Annotated in this window: 1 protein-coding gene; it reads left to right on the top strand. The window is 62.6% G+C overall.

Translation table 11 applies throughout. From position 1 onward, the window contains the following. A partial coding sequence (locus JK635_RS27830; protein WP_202651821.1) for a winged helix-turn-helix domain-containing protein occupies positions 1–525 on the top strand: 525 nt, incomplete at its 5' end. Positions 526–569 lie beyond the last annotated feature (44 nt).

Genomic DNA, 569 nt, shown 5'->3' on the forward strand with positions numbered 1-569 from the left:
GACTGGATGCTGCCCGACCAGTCCGGCCTGCGCCTGCTTTCCCGGCTGCGCGCCGACCGCAATTTCTCCAGCCTTCCGGTGATCATGCTCACTGCCAAAAGCATGGAGGAAGACAAGATCGCCGGCCTGAACCAGGGCGCGGATGACTACATCACCAAACCGTTTTCGCCGCGCGAGCTGGCGGCCAGGGTCAAGGCGCTATTGCGGCGCAAGGCGCCGGAGCATGCGCAAACGCTGATGCGCACCGGCCCGGTGACGCTGGACCCGGTCAGTTGCACCGTGAGCCTGAACGAGAACCGCATCGACATCGGGCATGCGGAATACAAGCTGCTCAAGTTCTTCATGGCCCATCCGGAACGCGTGTTCTCGCGCAGCCAGTTGCTGGACCGGGTCTGGGGCGATCATGCGGTGATAGAAGAGCGCACGGTCGATGTCCATGTGCTGCGGCTGCGCAAGGCACTGAAAGAGGCCGAGTCGCTGATCAGGACGGTGCGCAGCGTGGGTTACATGCTGTCGGAGAAATAGGGATGCACCTGCCACGATGAGTCCGAAGATGCTGTTCTGGGTGC

The organism is Neobacillus paridis (assembly GCF_016765675.1).
Lineage (GTDB): Bacteria > Bacillota > Bacilli > Bacillales > Cytobacillaceae > Neobacillus > Neobacillus paridis.